Below are 20501 nucleotides of genomic sequence, written 5' to 3' on the forward strand. Positions count from 1 at the left end.
TAGCCGCGACGTCTAGACGGCGCGGTTGCACAGGGATAGATATCTACCACTATCCTAGAGCCGCCGATGAAAAATGTCAGTGACTAAATCGTGTTGTTGGTGTGAATGCTCATAGAGTGACAGGCAGCGTTTAGTGCCCGACAGCATGCTATTCCTGTCAGGCATTCAGCGAGAATACTGATTCAGATGATCACGCACCGCGCGCTCAACACTTTCTGGAGCGGGAAGTAGTGGTGCACGTACTTCATTATGCAGCAGCCCATCCAATGAAAGTGCGTATTTAATTGCTGCAGGATTAGGGGCGCTGAACATCAGGCGCATCAGCGGCAGCAAGGAGAAAAAGGTCTGACGGGCACCAGACAGATCGTTCATCTTAATCTGTTGAATCAAATTAACAAATTGCTCAGGGAACAGATGTGCTGATGCTGCAATAGCACCTGTTCCACCATGGCATAGGGTTGAGAATATCTGCGCATCTTCGCCACAAAGTACATCCAATTGGCCATCGGCAATCAATGACAGAGTGAGATCAAGACTGCCACCGCAATCTTTAATCGCTACAATTTTTGGGTGGGTGGCCAGCTGACGCAGGGTATCGAGCTCAAGATGGACGCCGGTGCGGTAAGGCACATTGTACAAAATGATCGGTACCGAAGAGTGGTCGGCCAGTTCGGTAAACCACGTGACCAGTGCTGCTTGCGAAGGGCGGATATAGTAAGGGGCCGGCAGCAGGATCCCTGCGACTGGTCGCTGCATAATCTCCTCCTGCATGGCGCGCACTGTTGGCAGATGTGTACCAGAGAGTCCCATCACGACCTGGTGTCCTGGCACAGTTTCCAAAACGGTGTCGAGCACCTGAAGTTGCTCATATTTACTGAGCATCGGTGCTTCACCTGTTGTACCGCACACCACCACGCCATCAACGCCCCGTTTCAGCAAATGGGTACAGAGCGCCTGCAAGGCAGGGAAATCAATTTCACCCTGATGAAAAGGCGTAACCAGTGGGACCCAGATACCTGAAAACGATGACATGATTAACTTCCTTCGACGGCGTTATGAATGCCAAGGATCATGTCAGCAAAGCGGGGGATGATGCCAATTGAAAGAATTCATAGTACGATTTAAGTTATTTATCAGACTTATATTCGTCTCAGCGCAGCATATCCAGTTCACTGTTTAGCAGGATGAGCAGGGTTTCCACTGGCACTGGGCGCGAAAAGAGATACCCTTGTAAATGTGAGCAACCTGCTGATATAAGGAAAGATTTTTGCAATTGGTTTTCAACACCTTCGGCGATGACGTTCAGCTTCATTTTATTTCCCAACTGCGACACGGCGGAAACAATGGCGGCGGTATCATTGACTTCTGTGACGTATTGTACAAATGAGCGGTCGATTTTTACACTGTCGACCGAAATATCTTTCAGCAGACTAAGGCTGGAATAGCCGGTGCCGAAATCATCCAGTGAAATTTTAACGCCGGCTTCTCGCAGACGAACCAGATGATTCAGGCTAGTCGCGTTGGCGTTCATGACTGAGGTTTCTGTCAATTCCAGTTCAAGCCGTGTGGCGGGAAACCTTTCTTCATCCAGCAAAGTGAGGATCCGATCGGCAAAATTGGCTTCCCCCAACTGTACTGCCGAGACGTTGATCGCCAGGTTGAGATTTTTGAAGCTGCTAATTTGTTGACATGCCTGGCGAAAAATAATTTCACCTAACTGAATAATCATTCCTGTCTCTTCGGCCAGCGCGATAAACTGCACCGGCGAAACGGCGCCGAGCACGCTGTGACTCCAGCGCGCCAGCGCTTCCACGCAGACCACTTTCTCGTCAACGCTACGCAGTATCGGCTGATAAACACAGGTCAGATCACCTTCTCTCGACAGTGATTCAGCCAGCGCTTTTACCATGATGCGCTTGCTGACGCAGCTGGCATCGAGCAGTTCTGAATAGAAGGAGAACGTGTTCTTACCACGCTGTTTTGCATCAATCAATGCAGTATTACCTCGGCGTAATATCTCGCCACCAGTAACATTTTCGGCTCCAAACATCACAATTCCGAGGGAGAATGTCACCATCGGATTGGCCCTTGTCAGGCTGAAAGGGTGGCGCATCATTACCATAATCTCCAGTGCCAGAGTATGGGCCTGCTCCGGTGTCGGACTATTGCTTAAGACAATGGCGAACTCATCACCACCTATGCGCGATACGGTGCCGGCACTGCCGGTTTCATTGCGTAAACGCTGGCCAAACTCGCATAAAATCGCATCTCCGGCCTGATAACCATAGGTGTCATTGATATAGTTGAATTCATTGAGATTGATCAGGAATAAGGCGTAGGGTTCCGGGTGATACATCCGTTGTGCAGCGATTTGGTTGAGCTCTTCATTGAGCGCAGTGCGGTTAGGCAAACCGGTCAGTACATCGTGGCGTGCGAGGTAACGAATCTGTGCTTCTGAACTTCGCAGTAACGAAATATCCATTATAGACGTCAGAATAAAGTGGCGATGCTGTAACGTCAGGCGCGTTTTCCTGACCAGAACATTGCGGCATTTTCCGTTAGCGTCGATGAGCATTTCTTCATTGACGTTTTTTTCTCCGGTTGTTAACACTTCTATATCGCGTTCACGCTGTCGTGCAGACTGAGTCTCTTCGGTAAAGAACGAGACATCTTTACCAATAAGATCCTCCCGGCGACGGCCAAACAACTCAGAAGCTTTTGGATTAAGAAAAACCAATTTTCGCTTATCATCTTTCAAGATGGTCGCCTCTGTAAGCGCGTCGAGAATCGCCTGGCATATCGCAATATCAGTAAGCATAAGCTAATAATCCTGAGCAGAAAATGAGTCTATCAGGGCAATGGGATAACCCACCGCATAATATAGAGAGATCGTTAAAATCGAACAATAATGCAATTATTACTCACATTATGACGTGAAAATTACTGTGATTTTTAAATTTTTAAATTCAATTGCTTATCATGTATTAAGTCAGGTAATCGAGATTTTATGCGGAGGATTACCGAACAGTTGATTTGACACGATTTTTGGTTGCTTCGTTGATCAGAAAAACATTCTAACGCGGTCAAAGTATTTTATCTTTATTACTGTATTTTTCATTCCACTCGCGACGGTATTTACGCGATTGATTACGTCCTTTGATCCATAGATAAGTACAGACAATACAAACCCCAGCTGAAAAGAGGATATTACGCATATCCTGATCATAGAAAATAACCAAAATGCAATCGAGTGCGGCGATAAATGCAAACCACTTATACATATGCGACTGACGGCGGGTTTCTGCATTCAGACGCTTTAACTGCCGTCCCTCATCCAGGACTTTCTTATTATCCATCTTTGATATCCTGTCATTTGCGAAGGTTAGCGCTAAGGAAGCGTAGCAAAAGTGGAATGTCGCATGAATAACGGTAATCCAGTTCAACACGATTATTGCATTAAAGTACCACAACGTCTGCGATTCAGTGCGCTGATTAACGTTCCTTGTTTGCTCGCGCACCTATTGCTGTGTGGTTAAGGCTGACTTTTTTATTCTGTTGATTCCATCAGACAAGGTGGACTATTGTTTGGGAATATTCCTAACTCATGGTGTGAGAATGACCGATTCGTCTTCACGGAAAATAGTTGATTCAGCCAATATTTACCCGGATTTCGAAACCCGTTTCTATGAGTGGGAAGATGGTATGTCCAGCGCAGGTTTTAAGCTGGAGCTACCAGATAACAACCGTGAGGGTTTTGACTGGGGTGTGACAGGTTATAATTTTGGTCGGGTGGTGGGTGGCGTGCTTACCGTGAGCGAACATGACATTAACCGTCAGTATGGCAATTTATTTTCCATGCCCGACCATATTGTTATTTTTATCGTCATTATAGGCGGTATGGATGTGCAGTGTTTTGGGCAACGATTGCAGATCGCGCAGGGAGATATCCTGATACAGGATATGTCCCAACCTATCCAGATACATGTCTATCCAGGGGAACTAAAGCCCCGGCTCTGCACCTATCAGTACATCATTATGCCCAAGCACAGCTTGCAATTTAATGTTGATATCGCCTCGCTGCATGGCAAGCATATTCCGGCTTCCTCGCCGGTAAATATCATTTTACGCAACCATTTCGCCACCATGGTGCAGGTGTTTGACCAGATGACCGAACAGGAAGTGCTGAGCACTGGCGAAGGGGCCGCCGCAGTATTTTTGCAAACGCTATATTTGGTAGCAGGGCGAAAAGTTGAGCATCCGTTTGATCAAAGCGCTCGTCTGGAGCGTATTTGCCTGCATATCGAAAAGTATATAGCGTCTCCGGTCAGCGTGGATGCTCTGTGCAAGACTTTTGCGATTTCACGCTCGGGACTCTACCGGTTGTTTGAACCGCTGGGAGGTATTGCCCAGTTTGTCCGTAGCCGCCGCTTATTACTCGCCAAACGGTTGTTGCGCTCATCCTCAATGTCTGACCAAAGCCTGTCAGCGATAGCGCGTCAGTGTGGGCTGGAACTCAGCGCTTTACGTCGCTATTTCAATGAAGTACATGGTGCAACCCCCAAAGAAATGCGTGACAGACTCCGTCTGGCAGGCAAGTTGGAGGGAAAGAGTGATGCCACTCATGTAAACTGGATAAGCTCTTTATAACGACAAACGCCCCCTTACGGAGGCGTTCGTCAATCATCGTGGAGCGTGTTCAGTATTTACTTCGCTGCAGCCAGTTCATGTGCCTTGTCATCGTCTTCACGCTCTAACGTCATTCGATGCAGTTTAGATGCGGTAAGCAGCATCAGCAGAGCAATGATGCCAGTGACGATACCAATCTGCAGGAACACGTGGCTGTAAATCGCCAGAGAAGCATGGCTGTCCTGAATATCAGCAGGCACGGCGGTCAGGTTAGCAACATAGCCGGCAATGATCGCCGCAGCCGCGGTAGTCAGGAACCATGCGCCCATGATAAAGCCCATCAGGCGCTGTGGAACCAACTGTGCCACCATCGCCAGGCCCAGACCAGAGATCATAAGCTCACCGATACTTTGCATGGCGTAGCTCAACACCAGCCAGTTTACGGAAACGATGCCATTTTCATTGGCTAAACTTGCGCCCCACGGCAGTACCAGAAATGCACAGGAGCATAACACCATACCGATAGCGAACTTGTGTGGCATTGGCATGCGGTCGCCAACTTTGGTGTAAATCGCCGCCAGAATAGGGCTGGCAACCATGATCCAAAACGGGTTAAGCGCCTGGAACTGTTCTGGCTGGAAGTTGAGGCCCAGCAGATCGTGGTTAACGTTATGGATAGCGAAGAAGTTTAGTGACGTCGGCATTTGGCTATAAAGCACAAAGAACACTACTGCTTCCAGCATCAGCAGGAAGGCAACAATCATTTTACGGCGTGCAATGCCCTTCATTCCAAAAGTTTCTTTGGCGAAAATAATAATAATACCGACAGAGACAACGGCCAGAACCAGACGGGCGATACTCTGGTTGTGCAGCAACCAGCTGGAAATACATACCAACGCAATCACGCCGACCAGCACCATCAGCAGTTTCTTGACCTGCAATGGCTCAAAGTCTGGCTTAGAACCCTGGCGTTTAACCCATTTGCGGCAGAACATGAAGTTAAGCAGAGTGATCAACATACCAACCACGCTGAGAGAAAACGCGACGCTCCAACCATACGTGGCAGCCAACCAGGGCGTAGCCAACATAGAGAAGAAGGAACCGATATTCACCGACATGTAATACATGGTGAATGCGCCATCAAGACGCGGGTCATCTTTTTCGTAGCAGGTTGAAAGCAATGAGGATGGGTTTGCTTTGAACAGACCGCTACCGACGGCAATGGTCGCCATACCGAGGTAGACCCAGAAAATGTCGTGGCCGGAATAGGCAACGAATGAGTAGCCCAACGCCAGAACTATCGCACCCAGCACGATCACACGTTTTGATCCGAGGACTTTATCGCCCAACCAGCCACCGATGGCAACGAACCCATAAACCAGCGCACTGAACGACGAGAACAGGGTGATGGAGTCCGCTTCACTCAGGCCAAGCATTTTGACCAGGTAAACCGCCATGATCCCTTGCAGACCGTAATAACCAAATCGTTCCCATAACTCGATGGAGAAGATCAGGTAGAACGCTCGGGGCTGTTTGAAAGCATTAAGGCTGACGCTTTCATCCTTTGATGTGTTTTTGTTTGCTGTTGACACAAATACCTCTGTTATCACTCCCTGTCCTGAACGACAGGAGACGCAAAAGTGGCGCGAATTAAGCACCCTTTGCATTGTTATAAGATGGGATGACGGCGGGTAATGTTCCCTATCTTCGTAAACGAGGCAAGGATTTTTACATATTCCGTTACATATATCTTATCCCGCCTGATGAAACTGTGTTCGAAATGTTATGCAGAATTAAAAATTATGTTTTAGCCATACGGCAAATGAATCTATCGTATAAATAATAAACGGTGAGTTTTTTGTGTATTATCTGGTTATTTATTTTTTTAATAGTGAATTTTATTGATTTTAAGTGAATGGACAGTGCATATGCGTTGTAGAATTCTTTTAAAGCAGAACTTTATGAATAAGGATCGGGGCAGGGAGACGCTTACAAATAAGCCGACGATAGTCGCGTCATCAACTTTGCTTGTTAACACTAAATTTCAGCTGAAAAATAAGATTAATACGACTTTTGAAGATAGTCATGCAGCCAGCGTCGTTGAATTTAGCTATCAGCCCGGGCAAAACAGGCTGATAGTCAGGGTAAGTGCAAGGGTAATTTATGATGCAGTAGTATCACCTAAAGACTGTGTTACGCGGTTTGACCAGGCAAAAAAAGCACTGGTTAACAGAATATCTAGTGACTGTGCCCCGCTGTAGCCCGCATCAGATAATGCATGAAGCTCATCGGCATCGAACCTTTCCGGCGTACGCGTCAGTGTCTCCGTGACCTGCAATAAAACTTGGCCGGGAGTCGTCCTCTCAGCGAACAAAAATGCTGCATCTGTTTTGTTTTCACCCCCCTCTCGCACATTAAATAACGCATCAATTTGCCCCTTTTCACCACCGGCCTCCAGATACAAGCGTCCGTGGATCCCGGCACAATACAGACAACCGTTAAGCCGTGATGTAGTGACCGCTGCCAGTTCTCGCCAGATGGTTTTCCTTTGTTCCCCTGCATGCATCAAGTGGTTAAAAACGGCTGAGAACTCACTGAGACAGGGAGCATCCTGCACCAGCAGGCGGTAAAATGAAGAGGAACGCGCATCCGGTGCAATGAGATCCAGTACATCAAGCTGGTGTTTGCTGGCCAAGGCCAGATCAACCTCCGGTAAACGGGCATGCCACTGGCGCAGTGTCAGGGAAAATCCCTGTTGAGTGCAAGGTTCCGGCGAAGGAAAGCCTGGTAACACGGCGGCTACACGTCCACGCATCGCTCCCAGTACGGCCAGCACACGTGCCTGATAGCTGACAAAACCAATCAGTTGAATGAAGGTAACGATATCTCGCGTACTTAGACCAACGCCGCCAAGCTGCTGCAGCATCGGAGGCGTGATAAGCGTTGGCTGAGTGGCCAGCAAACGGGCGAACTGGGTTATTTGGGTCTGTCGGATATTACTTTCACGTGAGGCATCGGAGCTGGAGAGTGGAGCTAGGCGGGCGGCATAATGGCTACAAAGCGTCTGTACACCGGTAACCTGAGCTACCGTCAAAGCGCTGCTCAGGCGGTCATACAGCGACAGTGTTGTGCGTGACAATGTCACCTTTTCAGAAAATAAGCTTTCGTAACTGGCCCGAGATGCTTGCAGAAGGCCGCTGTGTTCACTAAACAACTGGCGTAACGCTGGGTCCAGTTGAGTATCAAGGCCCAGCAAAAAGCAATCCTGGAGTTGCTCTGCCCGAGGTTCTGTTGGCCGTTTACCGTGCTGGCTGCATTGTGTTTCGTGATACCAGCCGTGATGAACGGCGCGGTGCTGTTTTTCCATGATCGGGTCCTTTGCATCAGGCAGTATTTCAGACCCTATCCTTACCGATACGCGCTGCCAGATAAAATAATGTTAAGCGATAAATAATAGCTAAATAGAATAGTAGGGCTGAAAATATCGGTAGAAACCGACAGGAAAGGCGCCCTAAGGTTTTTTACCATCACGACGCCACGCGTCGGCGGTCAGTGCTTCACCAAAGTGGCTGGATATTAGCCGCTTGGTTAAGTCATGCAACGGGGCCGCCAGTACTTCTGCTGTGTTACCGCGTTCTACCACTTCCCCGTCATGCATCACGATGACCTGATCGCTGATGTGTTTCATCATGCCGAGATGCTGAGTCACGTAGATATAGGAGATGCCTTGTTTTTCCTGCAACTCAAGCATCATATTGATGATCTGCGAGCGCATGGACATATCCAATGACGCGAGGGCTTCATCGGCAATGATCACCTTGGGCTGCAGTATCAGTGCGCGTGCGAGCGCGACCCGCTGTTTCTGGCCGGAAGCCAGCATGTGCGGATAGTAATAGGCATGGTCAGGCAGCATGCCTACCAGCCGCAGGGTCTGGTTAATACGCTGTTCGCGCTGTGGGCCATCGAGCTCACCATTAAGGCGCAGCGGCGCTTCCAGCAGTTGCCCGATGCGTTGGCGCGGATTCAGTGACGTACTGGGGTCCTGAAAAATCATGCGGATTTGCTGACTGCGAAAGCGATAATCGCCGTAAGTCAGCGGATGGTCATCAATCAGGATCTCACCCTTTGTCGGTTCAATCATTCCTGAAAGCATCTTGGCCAGCGTCGATTTCCCTGAGCCATTTTCACCGATGATTGCCAGCGTTTGGCGTTCTCGCAGCGTGAAGCTGACCGGTTTAACCGCATCGAGATCCATTTTGCGAAAAAGGCCGGTACGATAGCGGAAGGTTTTACTCAGGTTGCGCACTTCGAGCAGGGTTTCAGCCATTATTGCTCCTCCATGTTGAGCGGGAAGTGGCAGGCGAAAGCGTGGGTTTTCACCAAACGTAGACGCGGCGTTTCGATACATTTTTTCTGTGCGTAGGGACAGCGTGGGCCGAGCCGGCAACCGATCGGTAGATGTTCCAGGGAGGGTATGGCCCCCGGCAGGGTATTCAGGCGGCTTTTATGCGGCAAAGAGCGCCCAAAGTCAGGTGTCGCACGGATCAGCGCCTGAGTGTAAGGGTGATGCGGCGCTGCCAGCAGGTCTTCGCACGTGGCACTCTCTACGGTTTGTCCGCAATACAACACGTTAACGCGGTTGGCCCACTTGCTCATCATTTGCAGGTCATGGCTGATCAGTAAAATAGTGGTGTTGTTATTCTGATTAAGACGCGACAGCAGGCGGAAAATCTGCGCTTGGGTTGTGGGTTCCATCGCGTTGGTCGGTTCATCAGCAATTAACAAGCGCGGTTGGTTAGCCAGCGCAATGGCGATCATCACTTTCTGGCATTCGCCTTCGGTCAGTTCGTATGGGAAACTGGCCATGATGTCTTTATGATCTTTAATTCCGACGCGATGCAGCAACTCTATAGCCCGGCGTTTGCGCCAGTGGAAGCGTTGGTACCAGTGGCCTTTGTAAGTCCAACCGGGAATGGCTTGAATTAGCTGTTTACCGATACTTTCAGAAGGATCGAGACAGGATTGCGGTTCCTGGAAGATCATCGAAATGTTTTGTCCAATGAGCTGACGACGTTCGCGCGGTGTGAGACGCAACAAATCGATATCATCGAACCGCATGCGGTCAGCAGTGATGCGCCAGTTTTCTTTGGTTACGCCGCAAATGGCTTTTGCAATCAGACTCTTACCTGACCCAGACTCCCCGACTAGGCCGCGTATTTCACCTGCATTGAGCGTCATGCTGACGCGATCAACTGCTTTTACCGGACCGTCTGCCGTCATAAATTCAATGGTCAAATTGCGGATATCGAGTAACGGCATTATTCCACCCCCGCATTTATTGCTCGACGCATTCCGTCACCCAGCAGGTTAATCAGTAAGACGCTGACCAGGATCGCGGCACCGGGCAGCATCACTGACCATGGAGCAACGTAAACCAGTTCCAGCGAGTCACCCAACATTGCTCCCCATTCTGATGAAGGTAGCTGTGCTCCTAAATCAAGGAAACCGAGTGCGGCAATATCCAGCACCGCCATAGACAATGCGCGGGTAAACTCGGTGACCAGCACGGCAACGATATTGGGCAACACCGCATAGCGTAGGATCTGCCAGGTCGAGGCTCCGTCGAGACGGACTGCGATAACATATTCTTTTTCCAGCTCATCATGCACGGCACTGTATATGGTGCGGGCTATACGGGGCAACAGTGCCAGCCACACGGCCAACATGGCATGCTCCAGCTTAGGGCCGAGGAAAGCGACGACAATGATTGCCAGCAGCAATGAAGGAATAGAAAGCAGGGTATCAAGAATGTGGTTGAGTATGGCGGATCTCAGGCCACGGGTGATCCCAGCCAGAACACCAATGATCACACCGATAAATGCGGCTACCAGTGTTACAACAACCGCGCCACCGATAGTTGGGGCGACGCCGGTAAGAATACGGCTGAGCAAGTCACGGCCCAGATCGTCGGTACCGAGGAAAAATGCCACGTTGCCATTGCTCGACCAGGAAGGCGGCAACAATTGGGAGCCGAGGAATTGCTGATCCAGCGCATAAGGTGCCAACAGGTGTCCGAAGATGCATAGAAGTAGCAGGCCAAGGACACCATAAAAGCCAATCATCGACAGGGTGTCGCGATAGAAAATGCTCCACATTTGGCGGAACGGGCTGGGCATCTGTTTTTCACGGTATACATTATCGTAGGGCATACCATTCCTTATGCTTCAGCGGATTCATCATTGCGCCGAGGATATCCGACAATACGTTCACGATGATCACCAAGGTACCCACCACCATCACTCCGGCCGAAATTGCTGCATAATCCTGCTGGCGAATTGCATTAATCATCCAACGGCCGATCCCCGGCCAGTTGAAAACCATTTCAGTGATCATTGCCAGCGTGAGCATGGTTGAGAACTGTAGGCCTAGTTTCGGAATAATTGGAGGCAGGGCGTTACGCAGCACATGACGACGAATAATTGTAAGACGGGATAATCCGCGGGTCGCCGCGGCTTTTACATAATTTTTTTCCAACACGTCATCAGTGCCAATGCGCATCAGACGGATAACCTCCGTCGTCGGCGCGACGGCCAGAGCGGCAATCGGTAAAATCATATGTCGAATGGCGCTTGCTATCATTTCATGGCGGTAGGGTGAATCTGATAACCAGGCATCTACCAGCGTCAGGCCGGTGACGGTTTTAAGCTGATAAAGTAAATCAAGTCGTCCTGAAACCGGCAGCCAGCCGAGTTGCAGTGAGAAGAACAGCATCAGTAATAGCGCCAGCCAAAAAATTGGAATCGAAAAGCCAATCAGCGCGAGTGTGCTGATGGCAACGTCAGGCCATTTACCTCGCATCATCCCCGCCGTGATCCCAAGAGGGATCCCCACCAGTAGCGCAAAGGTAAACGCCAGTACGCAAAGCTCCATCGTGGCTGGGAATACTGCTTTAAGCTGAGTACTGATATTTCCTCCGTTGATGCTTGAAACGCCAAAATCAAACTGGAGAACACCTGAAAAATAGAAGTGATATGCGTCCCACAGCGATGCTCCGTGTAAGGGCGCGTTCGGCGTAAAATAGCTCAGACTGAACGCCACTATGCTGAGAAGAAGCAAGGTGATCAGCAACAGCAATACACGCCGTAAAATAAAGATGATCATGGCGCTTTCCTCATTTCACTGTCGCGGAATACTCCGGCGAAAGATGAGTTACCAAACGGGCTTAGCACTAGCCCTTTGATATCATAACGGTAGGCTTGCAGGCGCAAGGAAGAAGCGAGTGGCAAAACCGGCAACTGCTGTTCGAGAATTTTCTGCGCCTGCTGATAATACTCGATACGTTGGGAAAGTTGTTGCGACAGCAGTCCCTGGCGCAGTAGTTGGTCAAATTCGGGGTTACACCAGTGAGCATAGTTGGTCTGCGAGCGGATTGCCGCGCAGCTCAGCATCGGACGGAAGAAGCTGTCCGGGTCGTTACTGTCTGTCGCCCAGCCGACCAGCGTCAGATCATGGTTCATTTCCATCAGGCGTGCTTCCTGAAAACGCCCCTCGACCGGTACGATCACCACTTTTATGCCGACCTGACCCAAATCTGCCTGTAGCAACTCAGCAGTCTTCAGTGGACTCGGGTTGTAAGATTGTGAAGCAGTGGGCACCCATAAGTGCAGCGTCAGTTTGTCTTGCCCCAGATCTTTGAGGATTTTGCGGGCTTTATCTGGGTCAAACTCGGTTACTTTGGCATTGCTGTCATAAGCCCAGGAGGCACGAGGTAGAATAGAGGCTGCGGTTTCAGCGGTACCGTAGTAGATCGATTGCATCAGACGTTGATTGTTAATCGACAGTGCAATCGCCTGACGGATACGGGGATCGTTAAGCGGCGCTTTACTGGTATTGAAAGCCAGATAAGCGACGTTCATGCCGGGGCGCAGCGTCAGACGTAGGCGTGGGTCATCACGTAAAATAGAGAGCTGACTTGCCGCCGGATAGGCGAGCACATCGCACTCACCGGTCAGCAGTTTTGACAGACGACCGGTCCCGCCCACGCCCATGTCAATCACCACCTGCGACATGCGCGGAACACCCTTCCAGTACTTACCATTGCGTGCCAGACGCACATACTGGCCGGTACGGTATTCGCTTAGCTGGAAAGGCCCTGTACCGACCGGTTCACGGTCGATCTGCTCTTCGTTGCCCGTTTTTTGCAAATTATTGGCATATTCCGCCGATAAAACCGGCGCGTAGTGCGTTGCCAAATGCCACAGGAAAGAAGCGTCCGGATTATTTAGACGAAACTCTACCGTGTAATCATCGAGTTTTTTCACACTTTTGACCGTGCTGGCAAATTGCAGACTGTCGAAGTAGGGGTATTGATCGCCGTTGACGGCGTGATAGTGATTGTTCGGATCGATAATACGCTGGGTGCTAAAGACCACATCGTCAGCGTTCATCATGCGTGTAGGTTTAAACCATTGCGTGCTATGAAAAGGCACATCCTTACGCAAATGAAAACGGTAGGTAGCGCCGTCATCAAGCACTTCCCAGCTTTGTGCAAGTTCGGGGACCAGCCGGTAAGTGTAGGGGTCAACATCGAGCAGCCGGTCATACAACTGAGCAGCGAGGGTGTCGATAATCAGACCACTGCTGGCTTTCTGCGGGTTGAACGTGTTGATCATCCCATTGACGCAATAGACAAACCCGCTCTGGCGGATATCGCTGTTTTGCCTGGTAACAGGTGAACTGGCAACAGGCGGTTTGGCTGGAGGGGGCATGGGTGCGGCAGTGGCCGCATTAGCCAGACCGCCCAGCAACAGCATCCACAAAGGTAAACGACGCATAAAGGCTTCAATGTTAATTAGCAATAGCTTAAGTGTACCGTACTCTGCCAGCCTCCCCAATTCATTGCGCAAAACTCCGTCCTGTATGTCGAGACTTCACGCAATTATTTGCAAGACTCGGCAAGAAAGATCTTGAAAATAGCCATTAATTGTAATGTTATATCGTAACATTTAATCGAAATGCATCAGATTTGCATTCGTCCTCGTGAGGTCAACATGTCTTTATTACCTGTTACTGTGCTGTCCGGTTTCCTTGGCGCCGGTAAAACTACCGTGCTAAATCATATTCTTAATAACCGGCAGGGCATGCGCGTGGCCGTGATTGTCAACGATATGAGCGAGGTGAATATTGACGCGGCGTTGATTTCCAATGAAATCACCCTCGACCGCCAGCAGGAGAAGCTGGTGGAGATGAGCAATGGCTGTATTTGTTGTACTTTGCGCGAGGATCTGTTGATTTCAGTGCGTGAGATGGCGCAGGCCGGGCGTTTCGACTATTTACTGATCGAATCGAGCGGCATCTCAGAACCGCTACCGGTGGCTGAAACCTTCACCTTCGAGGACGAAGATGGGCGGAGCCTGTCGCAGTTTGCCAGACTTGACACGCTGGTGACGGTGGTCGATGGCGCTAATTTTATGCTGCAATATCAGGAGGCACGCAGCGTTCAGGAAGCCGGTGAAAGCCTGGGTGAAGACGATGAGCGCAGCGTTACTGATTTGCTGATCGACCAGATTGAATTTTGCGATGTACTTTTGGTCAGCAAAACTGACCTGCTCGATGCTGCTCAACAGCGGGAAGTGGTGGCGTTGCTGAAAAGTCTGAACCCTCAGGCCGATATTCTACCTATTTGGCCAGGCAGCCTGCCGCTGGAACGCGTGCTGAATACTCATCGTTTTGACTTCACCAGGGCGCAGCAAGCGCCGGGCTGGCTTAAAGAGCTGCGAGGAGAACACCGGCCTGAAACCGAAGAGTACGGTATCAGTAGTTTTGTCTACACGGCACGCCGTCCTTTTGACCCTGAAAAATTCTATCGCGTGGTACATGGTGACTGGGGCGGCGGTACGTTATTACGCTCTAAAGGTTTTTTTTGGCTGGCAACGCGTCCCCGCCATGCCGGTAATTGGAGTCAGGCAGGTGGTATTGCTCGTTACGGCATGGCTGGCATTTTCTGGCGTGGGCTGCCAGAAAGTGACTGGCCGCATGACCCGGAGACCCGCGCAAGTATTATGGACAAATGGCAGGAACCGTTTGGCGATATGCGTCAGGAGTTGGTGTTTATCGGTCAGCATATTGATAAAGATGAGATTATTCGCCTACTCGACGGCTGCTTGTTGAGTGTTGAGCAGATGGCAGAGGGGATTGACAGCTGGATGTCTATGGCCGATCCCTTCCCACAATGGTGATCCACACCAGTTTCATGGCTATGCTTTTTTTGATAAACAAGTAGTGGCACGCTTAGTGTGGTAATGAGAAATATTCTCAATAACACCTTTACAGACGATACTGATAACTATTATCATTCGTTTTTCCGGAAGAGAGATGCCCGCTTGGGCGTTGAATCGACCGGTACGACATTGCTCACATTGCTTCCAGTATTACTTAGCCAGCTCGGGTGCTGGCTTTTTTTTGCCTGTTTTAGCCACTTTCCTGTACATTGACCTGAATGTCATGTTTCTTCAACATCCCCCGTAATTGATGATACGTCAGCGCCAGTAAGTCCGCCGCTTTTCGTTGGTTAAAGCGTGCCTGCCGTAATGCTTGTTCAATCAGCTGTTTTTCCTGTTCGTTGATCCATAATTTAAAATTCAGCGGTAAATCGGGCCGTGCAACCGGGCCGTATGTAGCATGTTTGTCTTCCTGAAGGGAGGATTTTTTAGCAAAGGGGTCGAGGATAATATCGTCGAGCTGAAACTCGCTGCTGCCGTGACGGTACATGGAGCGTTCAACGACGTTTTTTAGTTCGCGCACATTGCCCGGCCAGCGATATTGCAGCAGTGTATTGCGTGCATGGGCCGTAAAACCTGGAAACAGTGGCAGGGAGAGTTCCCGACACATCTGGATAGCGAAATGTTCGGCCAGCAACATGATGTCCTGTTGACGTTCGCGCAGAGGCGGCAACTGAACGACATCAAACGCCAGGCGGTCGAGCAGGTCGGCACGGAATTTCCCGGCGGAGGCCAGAGCCGGTAGATCATCGTTGGTGGCGCAAACCAGCCGTACGTCAACCTGCAGCGGCTGGCTGCCGCCGACGCGCTCCAGATGGCCGTATTCAATCACCCGCAGTAACTTTTCCTGCACCAGCATCGGGGCGGTGGCCAGCTCATCGAGGAATAATGTGCCGCCGTCCGCGCGCTCAAAGCGCCCCAGATGACGTTTCTGTGCGCCGGTAAACGCCCCAGCCTCATGACCGAACAGTTCCGAGTCGAGCAGGTTTTCATTCAGCGCGGCGCAGTTGAGCGAGATAAACGGCCCCTGCCAGCGAGGCGACAAATAATGCAGACGGTGTGCAATAAGCTCCTTACCGCTGCCGCGCTCACCGGTGACCAGTACCGGTTTATTCAGCTTAGCCAGACGGGAGACTTGCTCGAGGACTTCTATAAAGGCGTTGGCTTCGCCGAGGAGGTTATCTGTCGTGTTGTTCATGGTGATTCCTATGTGGTGAAAAATACCAACCCTTAGTGAATTTAATCATACGATAAAAAAGTATAAGAGATGAAAAAATAAAAAAATCATTATTATTCATTGAGATAATCAGTTCAAAAAGTTGGCATGGGATTTGATATAGATTCACTGTACAGGAAGCCTTTGGCTGACTTTTTTCACCGGTAACTGATTTGACCGGTAGTCCACAGAATCAAAGAGGAATTTCGATTATGGGTATTTTTTCTCGTTTCGCTGACATCGTAAATGCCAATATCAACACGTTGCTGGATAAAGCTGAAGACCCGCAAAAACTGGTACGCCTGATGATCCAAGAAATGGAAGACACGCTGGTCGAGGTACGTTCAACTTCAGCCCGTGCTCTGGCTGAGAAGAAACAGCTGAAGCGTCGGATTGAGCAGGGTGAAGCCCAGCAGGCCGAATGGCAGGACAAAGCCGAACTTGCGCTGCGTAAAGATAAAGATGACCTGGCGCGTGCGGCACTGATCGAAAAACAGAAATTGACGGATTTAGTTGTCACGCTGAAAAATGAAGTCGCCACCGTTGAAGAGACGCTTGACCGGATGAAGTCTGAAATCGGTGAGCTGGAAAATAAACTGACCGAAACACGAGCTCGTCAGCAGGCGTTGACCTTACGCCATCAGGCTGCTTCGTCATCACGCGATGTGCGTCGTCAGCTAGACAGCGGTAAAATTGATGAGGCAATGGCGCGGTTTGAACAGTTCGAACGCCGTATCGATCACATGGAAGCCGAAGCGGAAACCGTCAGCGTCGGTAAAAAGAAGTCACTGGACCAGCAGTTTGCCGAGCTGAAAGCCGACGATGAAATCAGTGCGCAGATTGCAGCGTTGAAAGCCAAGATGCAGAACGCACCTGACGCATAGGTGGTATCGATAAATCTGCCGTTTCTAAGGCAGATTATCACTGACTCGGGTTCATTCCCGGCAATAATAAGACTCATAAGGAGAGACAATGAGCTTCCTGTTTTTAGCCATTCCACTGACCATTTTTGTGCTGTTTGTGGCGCCTATCTGGCTTTGGCTTCACTACAGCAACCGTTCACAAAATGGCAGTCAGCTAACGCAGCATGAGATACAAAATCTCACTCAGTTAACCCAAGATGCACGCCGCATGCGTGAACGAATTCAGGCGCTGGAAGAGATTCTGGACGCTGAGCATCCAACCTGGAGGCAATCATAATGGCGACAGGATTATCTGAGCGAAAATTATATAGGGTGCCGGAAGAGGGCATGATCAAAGGGGTACTGGCCGGGCTTGCTCATTATCTCGGCGTGCCGGTTAAACTACTGCGTATCATGGCCGTACTGTCGATATTCTTCGGTTTATTTATGTTTACCTTTGTGGCCTACGTGATCCTCAGTTATGTACTGGATCCCGTACCTGCCAATGAATTTGATGATGAGAATGCGCCGTCGCCTCGCAACTTACTTGACGAAGCCGACCGCGAGCTGAAGGCCAGCGAACAGCGTTTACGTCAGGTTGAACGCTATGTGACTTCTGAAACCTTTGGGGTACGCAGCCGTTTTCGTCAGCTTTAAACTTTCGTCATCATTAAACGACAAGGTTCGGACCCACTACCGCTTCAAACGTTGCCGCGACGCTTTATTGACAACATTAGACGGCAACGCTTCTCCTCTCTCGCGCCAAAGGAATCAACTTATTATGCGTACTCTGACTTCCTCGCTGCCGGGTAGCAGCAGCCTGCTGAAGAAAATCTTCAAGTTTGTCATTATGCTGGCGCTGACCTTTGGGCCTGCCGGTATGGCGGCACGTGTGCTGAGAGTGGCAGGAAACGGTCCACTGCGTTACGTTTTAGCTCTATTATTAGAACCGTTATTCAAACGTATTCTGACTGCGTTGTTTGGTCGCTACGCCAGGGAGAGTAATGAAAAGGCTACAAAACGAGTTTAATTCACTGGTCAATCGCGGAATGGACCGGCACTTGCGTCTGGCCGTAACCGGTCTTAGCCGTAGCGGTAAAACCGCTTTCATCACCGCTTTCGTCAATCAGCTGCTTCATCTGCACAGCGGCGCACGTTTGCCCCTTTTTTCCGCCGCCCGCGAAGAGCGACTGCTCGGTGTTAAACGTATTCCGCAGCGCGATCTCGGCGTCTCACGCTTTACCTATGATGAAGGTATGGCGCAGCTACATGGCACTCCACCCAACTGGCCAACGCCGACGCGTGGCGTGAGTGAAATTCGCCTCGCGCTACGTTACCGCTCCAATGACTCTTTGCTGCGACACTTCAGAGATACGTCGACGCTGTATCTGGAAATTGTCGATTATCCCGGCGAATGGCTGCTCGATTTGCCCATGCTGGAACAACGTTATCTTGAGTGGTCCCGGCAGATGGCCGGGCTATTGCAGGGTGAGCGAGCGGAGTGGGCAAAGCCGTGGCTGACATTGTGCCAGCCGTGTGACCCGCTGGCACCGGCTGACGAAAATCAATTGGCCGCTATTGCGCAGGCCTACACTGACTATCTCACCCGCTGTAAGAAGGAAGGGCTGCACTTTATTCAGCCTGGCCGTTTTGTGCTGCCCGGCGATCTGGCCGGTGCGCCAGCGCTGCAGTTTTTCCCCTGGCCTGAGATGCAGCAATACAACGATGCTCAGCTAGCCCAGGCAGACAAGCACAGCAATCTGGGTATGCTGCGCGCCCGTTTTGACTATTACTGCCAGTCGATCGTGAAGGGTTTCTACAAAGAACACTTTGTCCGCTTTGACCGGCAAATTGTGCTGGTGGATTGCCTGCAACCGCTCAACAGTGGTCCGCAGGCATTCAATGATATGCGGCTGGCGCTGACGCAGCTGATGCAAAGTTTTCACTACGGTAAACGTACGCTGTTTCGCCGCATGTTTAACCCATGCATCGACAAATTGATGTTTGCAGCGACCAAGGCGGACCACATCACCGGCGATCAGCACGCTAATCTGGTATCGCTGTTACAACAGTTGGTACAGGAAGCCTGGCAAAATGCCGCCTTTGAGGGGATCAGCATGGATTGCGCCGGTTTGGCATCGGTGCAGGCCACCGAAACGGGCATAGTGGAATATCAGGGGCAGCCCCTTCCGGCGCTTAAAGGTCATCGGTTGAGCGACGGCGCACCGCTCACGGTGTTCCCCGGCGAAGTACCCGCGCGTTTGCCGGGTGCCGCCTTCTGGCAGCAGCAGGGTTTTCATTTTGATGAGTTCCGTCCGCGTGAAATGAGCGTGGATACGCCGTTACCGCATATCCGCCTTGATGCGGTGATGGAGTTTTTACTGGGAGATAAAATGCGATGAGCGAGCCAATCAAACCGCGTATCGATTTCGAACAGGAATTGAAAGAGCCTGAACAACCTTTCCTGCGTGCCGGTCAGACATTTGATGGCGCAGTGGCTGAGCGTTTTTTGCCCGTGAACTCAACCGAGTTGGAAATTGAGCAGCAGGAAGGCGAAGCCGAAGCGGTGATCAACCGCGTGCTGAAACCGCGCCGCAGTCTGTGGGGCAAAATGGTACGTCTGGGGCTGGCGGTATTGGGTATCAGCGTCGTTGGGCAAGGGGTGCAATGGGTTCATAGCGCATGGATCCAGCAGGATTGGGTGGCGCTCGGTGCCTGTACCGCCGGTGCTTTGATTGTGGTGGCGGGCGTCGGGTCAGTGTTGACCGAATGGCGTCGACTCTACCGTTTGCGGCAACGCGCTGACGACCGTGACACCGCAAGAGACTTATTGCATAGCCACGGGCTCGGGCAGGGGCGGGTATTCTGCGAAAAACTGGCGGCGCAGGCCGGGCTGGACAACAGCCATCCGGCGCTGCAACGCTGGATGGCATCTTTGCATGAAACGCAAAACGACCGCGAAGTGGTCGAGCTGTACGCGTGTTTAGTGCAACCGGTTCTGGATGCACAGGCAAGGCGCGAAATCAGCCATTCAGCGGCAGAGTCTGCGCTGATGATCGCCGTCAGCCCGTTGGCACTGGTGGACATGGCATTCATCGCCTGGCGCAATTTGCGTCTGGTTAACCGGATTGCCGTACTGTATGGCATTGAATTGGGCTATTTCAGCCGCCTGCGTTTGTTTCGGTTGGTGCTGCTTAATATCGCTTTTGCTGGTGCCTCCGAGCTGGTGCGCGAAGTGGGTATGGACTGGATGTCGCAGGATCTGGCTGCGCGGCTGTCCGCCCGTGCTGCGCAGGGTATCGGTGCTGGATTACTCACCGCACGTCTGGGGATTAAAACCATGGAGTTGTGTCGCCCGTTGCCGTGGCTGGAAGGCGATAAGCCTAAACTCGGAGATTTCCGCAGTGAGCTGATTGGCAAACTGAAGGCCAGTTTACAGAAGACAGATAAGCGTAACGTCGGTGTTTAAGCCCGTTA

19 protein-coding genes are annotated in these 20501 nt (G+C 50.8%); 8 read left to right on the forward strand and 11 right to left on the reverse strand.

What is annotated here, in order from left to right; all coding sequences use genetic code 11:
- Positions 1–165: 165 nt before the first annotated feature.
- The 3 genes from dapA to ACMV8I_RS03885 all read right to left on the reverse strand — a co-directional run bounded on the left by dapA (position 166) and on the right by ACMV8I_RS03885 (position 3356).
- Positions 166–1032 carry a 4-hydroxy-tetrahydrodipicolinate synthase gene (dapA, locus tag ACMV8I_RS03875; protein WP_498863879.1) on the reverse strand — a complete coding sequence of 289 codons (867 nt, stop codon included), beginning with the start codon at positions 1030–1032 and terminating at the stop codon, positions 166–168.
- A 118-nt stretch (positions 1033–1150) separates the two neighbouring features.
- Positions 1151–2818, reverse strand: a complete 1668-nt coding sequence (locus tag ACMV8I_RS03880; protein ID WP_498863880.1) for a putative bifunctional diguanylate cyclase/phosphodiesterase — start codon at positions 2816–2818, stop codon at positions 1151–1153.
- Positions 2819–3083: 265 nt separating this feature from the next.
- On the reverse strand, positions 3084–3356 hold the full coding sequence (locus ACMV8I_RS03885) for a hypothetical protein (RefSeq protein WP_498863881.1): 273 nt from the start codon (positions 3354–3356) through the stop codon (positions 3084–3086).
- A 259-nt stretch (positions 3357–3615) separates the two neighbouring features.
- On the opposite strand from ACMV8I_RS03885, the gene ACMV8I_RS03890 reads away from it, so the two are divergent.
- Positions 3616–4647, forward strand: a complete 1032-nt coding sequence (locus ACMV8I_RS03890; RefSeq protein ID WP_498863882.1) for a helix-turn-helix domain-containing protein — start codon at positions 3616–3618, stop codon at positions 4645–4647.
- A 56-nt stretch (positions 4648–4703) separates the two neighbouring features.
- On the opposite strand, the gene dtpA is transcribed toward ACMV8I_RS03890, so the two are convergent.
- The 7 genes from dtpA to sapA all read right to left on the reverse strand — a co-directional run bounded on the left by dtpA (position 4704) and on the right by sapA (position 13460).
- Positions 4704–6218, reverse strand: a complete 1515-nt coding sequence (gene dtpA / locus ACMV8I_RS03895) for a dipeptide/tripeptide permease DtpA (protein WP_498863883.1) — start codon at positions 6216–6218, stop codon at positions 4704–4706.
- Positions 6219–6787: 569 nt separating this feature from the next.
- The gene (locus ACMV8I_RS03900; RefSeq protein WP_498863884.1) at positions 6788–7993 is read right to left on the reverse strand and encodes a CMD domain-containing protein; all 1206 of its coding nucleotides are present in this window, start codon (positions 7991–7993) and stop codon (positions 6788–6790) included.
- Positions 7994–8137: 144 nt separating this feature from the next.
- On the reverse strand, positions 8138–8953 hold the full coding sequence (sapF, locus tag ACMV8I_RS03905; RefSeq protein WP_498863885.1) for a putrescine export ABC transporter ATP-binding protein SapF: 816 nt from the start codon (positions 8951–8953) through the stop codon (positions 8138–8140).
- Positions 8953–9945 (reverse strand): putrescine export ABC transporter ATP-binding protein SapD, encoded by a 993-nt coding sequence (gene sapD / locus ACMV8I_RS03910; RefSeq protein WP_498863886.1) that lies wholly within the window; start codon positions 9943–9945, stop codon positions 8953–8955. Before sapD ends, sapF begins: the two co-directional genes overlap by 1 nt.
- Positions 9945–10835, reverse strand: coding sequence for a putrescine export ABC transporter permease SapC (sapC, locus tag ACMV8I_RS03915; protein ID WP_498863887.1), 891 nt, complete (start codon positions 10833–10835; stop codon positions 9945–9947). The genes sapD and sapC overlap by 1 nt, the downstream gene beginning before the upstream one ends.
- Positions 10822–11787, reverse strand: a complete 966-nt coding sequence (gene sapB, locus ACMV8I_RS03920) for a putrescine export ABC transporter permease SapB (protein WP_498863888.1) — start codon at positions 11785–11787, stop codon at positions 10822–10824. The genes sapC and sapB overlap by 14 nt, the downstream gene beginning before the upstream one ends.
- The gene (gene sapA / locus ACMV8I_RS03925; protein ID WP_498864712.1) at positions 11784–13460 is read right to left on the reverse strand and encodes an ABC transporter substrate-binding protein SapA; all 1677 of its coding nucleotides are present in this window, start codon (positions 13458–13460) and stop codon (positions 11784–11786) included. The genes sapB and sapA overlap by 4 nt, the downstream gene beginning before the upstream one ends.
- A gap of 216 nt (positions 13461–13676) precedes the next feature.
- Here sapA and zigA point away from each other — a divergent pair, with 216 nt between their 5' ends.
- Positions 13677–14864 (forward strand): zinc metallochaperone GTPase ZigA, encoded by a 1188-nt coding sequence (zigA, locus tag ACMV8I_RS03930; RefSeq protein WP_498863889.1) that lies wholly within the window; start codon positions 13677–13679, stop codon positions 14862–14864.
- Positions 14865–15096: 232 nt separating this feature from the next.
- Here zigA and pspF read toward each other — a convergent pair whose 3' ends face one another.
- Positions 15097–16104, reverse strand: a complete 1008-nt coding sequence (pspF, locus tag ACMV8I_RS03935; RefSeq protein WP_498863890.1) for a phage shock protein operon transcriptional activator — start codon at positions 16102–16104, stop codon at positions 15097–15099.
- A gap of 230 nt (positions 16105–16334) precedes the next feature.
- Between pspF and pspA the strand changes: the two genes are divergently transcribed.
- The 6 genes from pspA to ACMV8I_RS03965 all read left to right on the forward strand — a co-directional run bounded on the left by pspA (position 16335) and on the right by ACMV8I_RS03965 (position 20493).
- Positions 16335–17006: a phage shock protein PspA gene (gene pspA / locus ACMV8I_RS03940; protein WP_498863891.1), complete on the forward strand. Its 672-nt coding sequence runs from the start codon at positions 16335–16337 to the stop codon at positions 17004–17006.
- 88 nt (positions 17007–17094) lie between these two features.
- A complete protein-coding gene (gene pspB / locus ACMV8I_RS03945) occupies positions 17095–17322 on the forward strand; it encodes an envelope stress response membrane protein PspB (RefSeq protein WP_498863892.1) in 228 nt (75 codons plus the stop codon).
- Positions 17322–17681: an envelope stress response membrane protein PspC gene (pspC, locus tag ACMV8I_RS03950; RefSeq protein ID WP_498863893.1), complete on the forward strand. Its 360-nt coding sequence runs from the start codon at positions 17322–17324 to the stop codon at positions 17679–17681. Before pspB ends, pspC begins: the two co-directional genes overlap by 1 nt.
- A gap of 124 nt (positions 17682–17805) precedes the next feature.
- Positions 17806–18054 carry a phage shock protein PspD gene (locus tag ACMV8I_RS03955; RefSeq protein WP_498863894.1) on the forward strand — a complete coding sequence of 83 codons (249 nt, stop codon included), beginning with the start codon at positions 17806–17808 and terminating at the stop codon, positions 18052–18054.
- Positions 18029–19426 (forward strand): YcjX family GTP-binding protein, encoded by a 1398-nt coding sequence (locus tag ACMV8I_RS03960; protein WP_498863895.1) that lies wholly within the window; start codon positions 18029–18031, stop codon positions 19424–19426. Before ACMV8I_RS03955 ends, ACMV8I_RS03960 begins: the two co-directional genes overlap by 26 nt.
- The gene (locus ACMV8I_RS03965) at positions 19423–20493 is read left to right on the forward strand and encodes a TIGR01620 family protein (protein ID WP_498863896.1); all 1071 of its coding nucleotides are present in this window, start codon (positions 19423–19425) and stop codon (positions 20491–20493) included. The genes ACMV8I_RS03960 and ACMV8I_RS03965 overlap by 4 nt, the downstream gene beginning before the upstream one ends.
- Positions 20494–20501 lie beyond the last annotated feature (8 nt).

The organism is Ewingella sp. S1.OA.A_B6, assembly GCF_049889095.1.
Classification (GTDB): Bacteria; Pseudomonadota; Gammaproteobacteria; order Enterobacterales; family Enterobacteriaceae; genus Ewingella.

Bases quoted from the DNA above. Each gene is read 5' to 3' on its own strand.
- sapF (WP_498863885.1), bottom strand. From the start codon at position 8,953: ATGGCTGAAACCCTGCTCGAAGTGCGCAACCTGAGTAAAACCTTCCGC.
- sapB (WP_498863888.1), bottom strand. From the start codon at position 11,787: ATGATCATCTTTATTTTACGGCGTGTATTGCTGTTGCTGATCACCTTG.
- zigA (WP_498863889.1), top strand. From the start codon at position 13,677: ATGTCTTTATTACCTGTTACTGTGCTGTCCGGTTTCCTTGGCGCCGGT.
- pspB (WP_498863892.1), top strand. From the start codon at position 17,095: ATGAGCTTCCTGTTTTTAGCCATTCCACTGACCATTTTTGTGCTGTTT.
- ACMV8I_RS03890 (WP_498863882.1), top strand. From the start codon at position 3,616: ATGACCGATTCGTCTTCACGGAAAATAGTTGATTCAGCCAATATTTAC.
- ACMV8I_RS03885 (WP_498863881.1), bottom strand. From the start codon at position 3,356: ATGGATAATAAGAAAGTCCTGGATGAGGGACGGCAGTTAAAGCGTCTG.
- ACMV8I_RS03900 (WP_498863884.1), bottom strand. From the start codon at position 7,993: ATGGAAAAACAGCACCGCGCCGTTCATCACGGCTGGTATCACGAAACA.
- ACMV8I_RS03955 (WP_498863894.1), top strand. From the start codon at position 17,806: ATGCGTACTCTGACTTCCTCGCTGCCGGGTAGCAGCAGCCTGCTGAAG.
- ACMV8I_RS03965 (WP_498863896.1), top strand. From the start codon at position 19,423: ATGAGCGAGCCAATCAAACCGCGTATCGATTTCGAACAGGAATTGAAA.
- ACMV8I_RS03960 (WP_498863895.1), top strand. From the start codon at position 18,029: ATGAAAAGGCTACAAAACGAGTTTAATTCACTGGTCAATCGCGGAATG.
- sapD (WP_498863886.1), bottom strand. From the start codon at position 9,945: ATGCCGTTACTCGATATCCGCAATTTGACCATTGAATTTATGACGGCA.
- dapA (WP_498863879.1), bottom strand. From the start codon at position 1,032: ATGTCATCGTTTTCAGGTATCTGGGTCCCACTGGTTACGCCTTTTCAT.
- pspC (WP_498863893.1), top strand. From the start codon at position 17,322: ATGGCGACAGGATTATCTGAGCGAAAATTATATAGGGTGCCGGAAGAG.
- sapA (WP_498864712.1), bottom strand. From the start codon at position 13,460: ATGCGTCGTTTACCTTTGTGGATGCTGTTGCTGGGCGGTCTGGCTAAT.
- sapC (WP_498863887.1), bottom strand. From the start codon at position 10,835: ATGCCCTACGATAATGTATACCGTGAAAAACAGATGCCCAGCCCGTTC.
- pspA (WP_498863891.1), top strand. From the start codon at position 16,335: ATGGGTATTTTTTCTCGTTTCGCTGACATCGTAAATGCCAATATCAAC.
- ACMV8I_RS03880 (WP_498863880.1), bottom strand. From the start codon at position 2,818: ATGCTTACTGATATTGCGATATGCCAGGCGATTCTCGACGCGCTTACA.
- pspF (WP_498863890.1), bottom strand. From the start codon at position 16,104: ATGAACAACACGACAGATAACCTCCTCGGCGAAGCCAACGCCTTTATA.